Origin of the sequence: Mycolicibacterium agri (assembly GCF_002553505.1) — a bacterium.
Classification (GTDB): Bacteria; Actinomycetota; Actinomycetes; order Mycobacteriales; family Mycobacteriaceae; genus Mycobacterium; species Mycobacterium agri.
The window spans coordinates 1-7,308 of record NZ_PDCP01000151.1 but is presented as its reverse complement, the minus strand read 5'-3'; the positions used below and the strand labels follow the sequence as shown (position 1 = coordinate 7,308).

8 protein-coding genes are annotated in these 7,308 nt (G+C 64.1%); 3 read left to right on the top strand and 5 right to left on the bottom strand.

The window, feature by feature from the left end; genetic code table 11:
* A partial coding sequence (locus CQY20_RS32720) for a transposase (protein WP_474630429.1) occupies positions 1 to 178 on the bottom strand: 178 nt, incomplete at its 3' end.
* Positions 179 to 200: 22 nt separating this feature from the next.
* Positions 201 to 1,640 carry an anti-phage dCTP deaminase gene (locus tag CQY20_RS32715; protein WP_097945322.1) on the bottom strand — a complete coding sequence of 480 codons (1,440 nt, stop codon included), beginning with the start codon at positions 1,638 to 1,640 and terminating at the stop codon, positions 201 to 203.
* An 851-nt stretch (positions 1,641 to 2,491) separates the two neighbouring features.
* Here CQY20_RS32715 and dtd point away from each other — a divergent pair.
* Entirely contained in the window at positions 2,492 to 2,878 is a 387-nt protein-coding gene (gene dtd, locus CQY20_RS32710; protein ID WP_097945326.1) for a D-aminoacyl-tRNA deacylase, read from the top strand.
* Here dtd and CQY20_RS32705 read toward each other — a convergent pair whose 3' ends face one another.
* Complete coding sequence (locus CQY20_RS32705; protein WP_097945320.1) at positions 2,879 to 3,799, bottom strand: AIM24 family protein; 921 nt, start codon at positions 3,797 to 3,799, stop codon at positions 2,879 to 2,881.
* 71 nt (positions 3,800 to 3,870) lie between these two features.
* Here CQY20_RS32705 and CQY20_RS32700 point away from each other — a divergent pair, with 71 nt between their 5' ends.
* Positions 3,871 to 4,074, top strand: a complete 204-nt coding sequence (locus CQY20_RS32700) for a hypothetical protein (RefSeq protein ID WP_097945324.1) — start codon at positions 3,871 to 3,873, stop codon at positions 4,072 to 4,074.
* A gap of 108 nt (positions 4,075 to 4,182) precedes the next feature.
* A complete protein-coding gene (locus CQY20_RS32695; RefSeq protein WP_234816525.1) occupies positions 4,183 to 4,746 on the top strand; it encodes an ATP-binding transcription factor AbmR in 564 nt (187 codons plus the stop codon).
* A gap of 3 nt (positions 4,747 to 4,749) precedes the next feature.
* Here the strand turns inward: CQY20_RS32695 and CQY20_RS32690 are convergent, their stop codons facing one another.
* Positions 4,750 to 6,915 carry a molybdopterin-containing oxidoreductase family protein gene (locus CQY20_RS32690; RefSeq protein ID WP_097945316.1) on the bottom strand — a complete coding sequence of 722 codons (2,166 nt, stop codon included), beginning with the start codon at positions 6,913 to 6,915 and terminating at the stop codon, positions 4,750 to 4,752.
* A gap of 138 nt (positions 6,916 to 7,053) precedes the next feature.
* Positions 7,054 to 7,308 (bottom strand): IS30 family transposase (locus CQY20_RS32685; RefSeq protein ID WP_109789712.1); only part of this gene is annotated, 255 nt, incomplete at its 5' end.

Here is a 7,308-nt window from a genome sequence, read left to right as displayed (position 1 = left end):
GTACCCAGGAGCGCACCGACTCCACGCCGTAGCCGAGCTGACGGGCCACCCGCGCTACCGTGCCCTGCTCGGTGCCCAGCTCTTTGCGCAGCGTGCGGACCATCCGCACCGCAGCAGCCTTCTCCTCCGAGCTGTAACGGCGCGTCGTGGGCTTCCCAGGCGACTGTTCCTTCGGCATACCTGCATCCTCGTTTCCAAGGTCAGGAGCCTCCAGCATTTCCAGGGCGATTCAGATACTCGCCGGTCACCGGGTCACGCTTGCGTCCGGCCATGGCAAACACTCGGGGAAATAAGCGTGGTGCCACTCCGGCGAATGCGGTGAACGCCACCTTATCCTCTAGGTCTTCGACCTCTGCCACTTCGGTTTGGTACATCCGCGGAACCAGGGACTTGGGGTACGGGTCGATGTACACAACCTGTTCGATTCCGCTTCCGATGATCAACCGAGCACAAGCATGGCAAGGATATGTCGTCGAGTACAAGGTAGCCCCGCGAAGCGGTGTCCCTCGTCGCGCAGCCGTGCAGATCAAAGCCATCTCAGCATGCAAAATCCGTCCGAATTCGAGCAGATCTGCTAAACGACTCTTGCTTAAAGGCCCGCCCGGCAGGAGGGACTGTGCGGCCAGAGCCTTCGGTTCGGAGCCCGAGGATTGGTCTCCAAGCCAGCCTGCATGCTTGAGTCGATCGAAGAGATCAAGCGCGACTTGAAACTTCTCCTGGTCGTTGAAATCAACACCGGACTGGAAATCTCGGTGGTCCGGTTCATCGCCGGACCAGTATTGCCCTCCACCTGCCTTGGGCACGTCGTTTGTACCGCTGACCAGGAGCTCTCCATCGAGGTCAACTGCGACCGCGCCAACTTGCCTGCCGCCAGCAGAGGAACGAAGCCGGGAGCCGAAGGCCTGGAACATCGCTTGTTCGTCGCGCGTCGGAGTTTCGAATGGTGCGCCAAAAAGCAACCGAACTAACCTATGAACATCGCTCGTTATTGAGTAGCCAGACCGGATGGCGACGTACGCATCCGCGAGTTCGAAGGTATCTCGTACACGTTGCCCCAGTTTGCGAGAGCCATCACTCTCGTCGCGACTCATGAGACGGATGGCGTTCTGGTCGTACCAGGATTCGTCCTGTATAGAGGTCGACTGTCGTAGACGCTGAGTGATCACGACCTGTCGTTGCTCGCGCGGACTCCAAGCACCCAGAAGCACGAACCTTGAACCATAAACCGACCTGAGAAGGTCAACCTCATCAGGATGCTTTAGCTGCCTAATGATGGTCGCGACCGAGTCTCGTTCCAGACCGCCCTCTACAGACTCTGCTCCCAGCTCTTCGTATCGCTCGCCGGCGATGGCCGACACTGCGATCGCAGCAGCTGCCGATCCGTCATCTTGAGCTTCCCGTAACCGATCACCAATATCCATGAGGTGGTCGAGATCTGTTGCTGCCTGAGGAAGATTGGGTAACCCGAGCTCCTCGTACGCCGAAGAAATCAACTCGCTTACACGCACGCTTCTCGAGGAGTACCCGACTGAGGTAAGAGCGTTCTCGAGAGCGTCCTCAACACGATTCATCTCTGTGCCGAGGGCACCAACCAGTCCGATGAGTATCTCCGGACGAAGTTCCTCGCCGTCGGCGCTCACGGACGCATCCCCTCGGTCATTGGCCAGTCGCTACCCGAGCTTACGAAGGGCTCAAGCCACCAAGTGACTCCGACGCGCCGAACGTTACGTTCGTCGCCGATTCGTGAGTGCCCGCTACGGACGACTCTGACGGCGGTCAGGTCCTGGAGGTTGCGTAGTTTTCGGCAGATCTGATTCGGTGTTGGCGACATATCTCAGCGGGGAGATTTGTCGGGTAGTAACGCGATCATCAATAACCATGGGATGGCGTCAGGCGAACGTGTACGACGCCAGGGTGGACCGCGAAGCGGTCAAAGCAATTGGGGCGCAGGAAAACTAAGCTTTCGGACAGGGCCGGCTAATGCCAGCTGTCGTCTTGATCTCTAATCTCATGCTGCTGGAGGGTTGGGCGGAAACGCACGGTTTTAGGTCGCCGACCTGATCCGAGCCTGGCGGTAGGTGGAGGTGATGCCGCTGCAGCAGTACCTGGAGGCGTGCCGATTCCCGTATCGACTGTGTCCACGGCACATGGTCACGGCAGCCACAGAGCTAGACGCGCGGATAGGACCGGTACAGGCCGCGAGACGACAACCGCTGCATCTCCGCCTGAATGTTCCGAGTTGCGATGAATCGCTTCGACGGAGAGCGTTGCCGTTGGAACGCAAAAACAGTGGGGCCGCACGGAGTGAAAGTCCCACGTGCGTGAGTTCCGAGATTCTCTCGTTAAGAGACGGGAGCCAAACGTCAGTTGACGAAGAGCAGTGAGTCTGAAGCTTGTCTGACCAGCATCTTTGCAACGAACATTAACAAGCCTCCGCGTCACGCCCGAGCCTTGTCAAAGTAGGCAGGCGTGTCCTGTCAATCTTCGCTGCATCTCGACAATCGTCGGCGCCATCGAGCCGGAATCGCAAGGATTGCTCGCGCTGGTGGGCGTCACCCACGACGACGACGAGGCCAAGGCCACGCGGCTGGCCGAAAAGCTCTGGCAGTTACGCATTCTCGATGACGAGAAGTCTGCGGCTGACATCGGTGCGCCGATCCTCGTCGTCAGCCAGTTCACCCTCTACGCCAACACAGCCAAGGGCAGACGGCCGACATGGAACGCCGCGGCGCCCGGCGCTGTCGCCGAGCCCTTGGTGACGGCGTTCGCCGATGCGCTGCGCCGGTTGGGCGCCCACGTCGAGACCGGTGTCTTCGGCGCGCACATGGAGGTGGCGCTCGTCAACGACGGGCCGGTGACCGTCCAGCTGGAGCTGTGACTAGGACGCGGTGGTGATCTGCACGCCCTCCGACGGCTGGACGATGACGAAACCCTGCCCGTAGAACGACACCTGGATCGCCTCACCCGAACCGCGGCCGATCAGCGCGCCCGCCTTGAAGCTGGTCTTCAGCTGCGTCTGCAGGTTCGCCGACCACGCCACCACCGCGTTGGTGTCGGCGAATGTCGGCGCCTCGGCCGCGTCGAGCACGACCGGCGGACCGTCAGTGGTCAACGCCACCCATCCGGTGCCGCGCAGCGTCGTGTTGAACAGCCCGCCCGCGGCGATGCTGCCGCCCCTGACCCGTTCGATGTTCCAGTCCAGGCTCGACGAGAACGCCAGCACATTCTTGCCGCTGATGGACAGCCCGGCGTTGTTGAGGTTCAGCAGATGCACGTCGCAGGCCCGGTCGGCGAGAAACACATCGCCCTGGCCCTGGCATCGCATCAACGGCAATCCCTCACCGGTCAACGCCTTCTTGATGAACCGCGACGCGCCGCCGCCCTCGAAGGCGAAGTCGACGTTGCCCTGGTAGGCGACCATCGACCCCTGCCGTGCCAGGAACGGTTCGCCGAGCCGCACTCGCAACATCTTCGAGTTCTGGTTGCCGATCGCCTTGGCCTCTTTCTCGCTGAACCGCCCGTCGACGAGATCGCCTGTGATGCCTGCGAACCCGTCGCCCTGAGCCTGGGCCTGCGCCTGAGGTGACGTGGCGTGGTGGGGCTGCTGCGCCCGGGGTGGTCCGCCGTGTTGGGGTCCCGCCTGCGGTGCTCCGCCGCCGGGCCCGGGTGCACCCATCGGCGCTCGGCTCACCTGCCCGCCGTGGGACACCTGATCAGTCCACCGCTGCCCGTCCCACCACCGGTAGTCGTAGCGCCCTTCGGGGTCCGGCTGCCAGCTGCCGCCTCCGGGTCCAGTCACGATCGCTCCTTCGCGCTTGGCGGTTTTTCGTCACTATGCCGTGGCCGGTGCGGCGCTGGCATGCTTATGGCATGGCTAAGGAAATCGACCGGGTGCGAGCGCAGGGCGCCCTCGCGGTCCTCAGGCAGCATCCCGGCATGGTGCTGTTTGCGGTGTCGCCGGCGATCATCGCGTTGGCCGCCGTGTGGTGGCTGTTCGGCGCGGGGTGGGCGGCGCTGCTGCTGGTTGTGATGGTGCTCGGCGGTGGTGCCGCCGTGCTGCTGAAGCGCGATTAGCTGCGCTTTCGAGAAACCGTTACGGCTCCGCGGAACTGTGCGAACGGATCCGTTTCGCTGGGGGTGAACGCTGTTCCATCGGTAATGTAACGGTGTAATCATGTAATCATGAGGCACCATGGATATGGCCGACGGTCGGGCCGCTCAGGCGGCTGGCAGCAGGCCCAACAACCCGACGCCGGCGACGCCGCTGAATGGTTCGCAGGGCGCCTGCCCGACTGGTTCGACGGCGACCCCACTGTGGTGGTCGACCGCGAGGAGATCACCGTCATCGGCCGGCTTCCCGAGCCGGAGGGCGAGGAGAGCGAGGCCCGCGCATCCGGTCGGGTGTCGCGATTCCGCGAAGAGACTCGGCCCGAGCGCATGCGCATCGCCGACGAGGCGCAGGAACGCTACGGCCGCAAGGTTTCCTGGGGTGTGGAGGTGGGCCCTCGCGACGCGCCTGAGCGGATCCTGTTCACCCACATCGCGGTTCCGGTGATGACGCGGCTGCGCCAGCCCGAACGCCAAGTCCTCGACACGCTCGTCGACGCCGGTGTGGCACGGTCACGGTCGGATGCGTTGGCGTGGTGTGTTCGGCTGGTCGGCGAACACACCGAGGAGTGGCTGACCAAGCTGCGCGATGCCATGCGCAATGTCGAGGACCTCAGGTCGGAAGGTCCTCAGCTCTGACCTCTAACCGACGCGCTCGACGCCGACGTAGGCCGAACTCAACGCCGCTGTCTGCGACAGCGGGTCGATGGGTCCGCCGTCCACGAGCAGGTTGCGATTGGCGCCGAACGACTCCGGCGACTTGTTGCCATGCGGGTCGAAAACTCTTGAGCCCCAGCCGTGGTCGACGATCACCACGCCGCGGCGAGGCTGTTCGCTGATGACGGCCGGCAGTTCGATTTCGCCGACCGCGGAGAACACCCGCACCCGGTCGCCGTCGCCGAGCCCCAGCGTCGCGGCGTCGGCGGGGTTGATCACGACCTCGTTTTTCTTGCCCGAGGGATGCAGGCCGGGCAGCTCGTTGAGCCAGGAGTTCATCGAATGCCGGTTGCGGCGATTGGCCAGCTGGAACGGGTAGTCGCTGGGCGCGACGGGATGCGGCTCGGCGAGCAACTGCCGGGCCTGTTCGACGAATTCCGGCGGCGCGGCGTGCACCTTTTTGTCGTCGGTCCGTAACGCCTCCTTGAAATGGCCGAACTCGCGCGGGCCGAGCACAAGACCGTGTGGGTGTGCCATGATGTCGCGCCATTTGAGCCTGCGGCCGTTCACCTTTCGGCTGGTCGCTATAAGCAGCCGGTTGATCCAGTGCGGGCCGAACTCCAGCCGCGGCCGCCCGGTAAGTCGGGCGATCCGACGGGTGGCCTTGACGAACCCGTTGACGCCCTTCGCACCGAACAGCGGTTTGTCCATCGCCAGCGCGAGGTCGACGAAGATGCGCCACTCCTGTTGCGCCCCCGGCGGCGGGTCGACGGCCTTCGCCCCGAATTGCACATAGGGCTCGTCGTGCATGTTGCTGGTGAAGGCCAGCAGGTCGTCGCGTTCCAGCCAGTGCACGGCCGGCAGCAGCCAGTGCGCGTGGCGGTGGCTTTCCCGCTGCACGAAATCGATGGCCACCAACAGATCCAGCTGTGCGAGGGCGCGGTCCAGCTTGGCGCCGTCCGGCCCGGACACCACCGGATTGCCGCAGTTGATCACCATCGCGCGGATCTGGCCGGGGCCGGGAGTCGTTATCTCGTCGGGCAATTCGCTCAGTGCGTGCGCGCCTGCCACCATGTCGCGGCCCCACACCCGGCTCTTGTGCGAGTTGGCTTTCGTCATCGCCGCAAGGCGCAGCGCGTCGACGTAGCCAGGCTCGTAGCGCCGTCCACCGGGGCGGTCCATGCGGCCGGTGATCACGTTGAGCACATGACCCAACCACTCGGCGACGGTGCCCGCAAGATGCAGCGACACACCGGTGCGGGTGACGACCATCGCGGCGCGGGCGGCGGCGAAATCCCGTGCCACCGACTCGATGTCGGCCCGCGGCACATCACACCGCGACGCCAGGTCGTCGAGGTCGGCGGCGGCGACGAGCCTGCGCAGGTCGTCCACGCCGGTGGCGAGTTCGGCGCAGTCGTGCCGATGCTCGAGGCCCTCGTCGAGGATCACCTTCATCATGGCCAGTAGCAGCGCCCAGTCCTGGCCCGGGCGCACCGCCAGATGCGCATCGGCGTGCTCGGCCGACTCCGTCCGCACCGGGTCGACCACCACGATCGTCGCGCCCTGCCTCTGCCGGTCGAGCGCGCGGCGCCACCCGTTGGGCACCGTCTCCAGCCAGTTCCACGCGCTGACAGCGGGATTGGTGCCGACGAGCAGGAAGTAGTCGCAGTTGTCGATGTCGGAGACCGGCGCCATCAGCATCGACCCGTACATCGCCTCGGCGACGACGTGCATCGCGTTCTGGTCGACCGAACCGACGAAATAGCGGTTGTGCGTGCCGATGGCGTCCAGCCAACCGTTCATGAAGATGATGTTCGACGAGAAGCCCGACGGATTGCCGTAGTAGATGCCGATCGCGTCGGGTCCGTCGGCGTCGATGAGCGCGTTCATCCGCGCTGCGATGTCGGTGATCGCCTCGTCCCAAGTCGCTTCGACATAGGCGTCGCCCACGCGGCGCATCGGGTTGAGGATGCGGCGCGGATGCTCGACGAGCTGGTTGGCGGTGCGGCCCTTGGCGCAGAAGTCGCGCCAGGTGTGCGGATTCTGCTTCTCGGGCGAGATTTTCTTGACGCGGTTGTCGTCGACAGTCACCTCGATACCGCAGGAGGCCAGGCAGTACCGGCAGAACGTGTACACCGTCCGGGGAGCCATGCCGTCATCCTGCCCGAACCCCACTCGCCGCCGTCGCCATTAAGCACAACGCTTGCCCTTCTCCCGCGGCCTTCTCCCGCGAGCTGGGCCCACACCGTAGGTAGGGGAACGCTAATGTTCACCTCTACCTGGGCGATTTCAGGCAGTGGATGCAACAGCGGGTGGTTTTGGCGGGTTTGAGAGTAGCTCGTCGAGGACTTCAGCGGGTTTCTTCCAGCCGAGGGTTTTGCGGGGTCGGGTGTTGAGTTGGGCGGCAACGTAGTCGAGGTAGTCGGCCGGGAACACTGATAGGTCGGTGCCTTTAGCAAAGTATTGGCGCAGCAGCCCGTTGGTGTTCTCGTTACTGCCGCGTTGCCATGGCGAGTGCGGATCGCAGAAGTAGATATCGAGCTC

Coding starts and splice junctions, on each gene's coding strand:
- CQY20_RS32700 (WP_097945324.1), top strand. CDS start 3,871: ATGGCTAAGGAAATCGACCGGGTGCGAGCGCAGGGCGCCCTCGCGGTC.
- CQY20_RS32695 (WP_234816525.1), top strand. CDS start 4,183: ATGAGGCACCATGGATATGGCCGACGGTCGGGCCGCTCAGGCGGCTGG.
- CQY20_RS32690 (WP_097945316.1), bottom strand. CDS start 6,915: ATGGCTCCCCGGACGGTGTACACGTTCTGCCGGTACTGCCTGGCCTCC.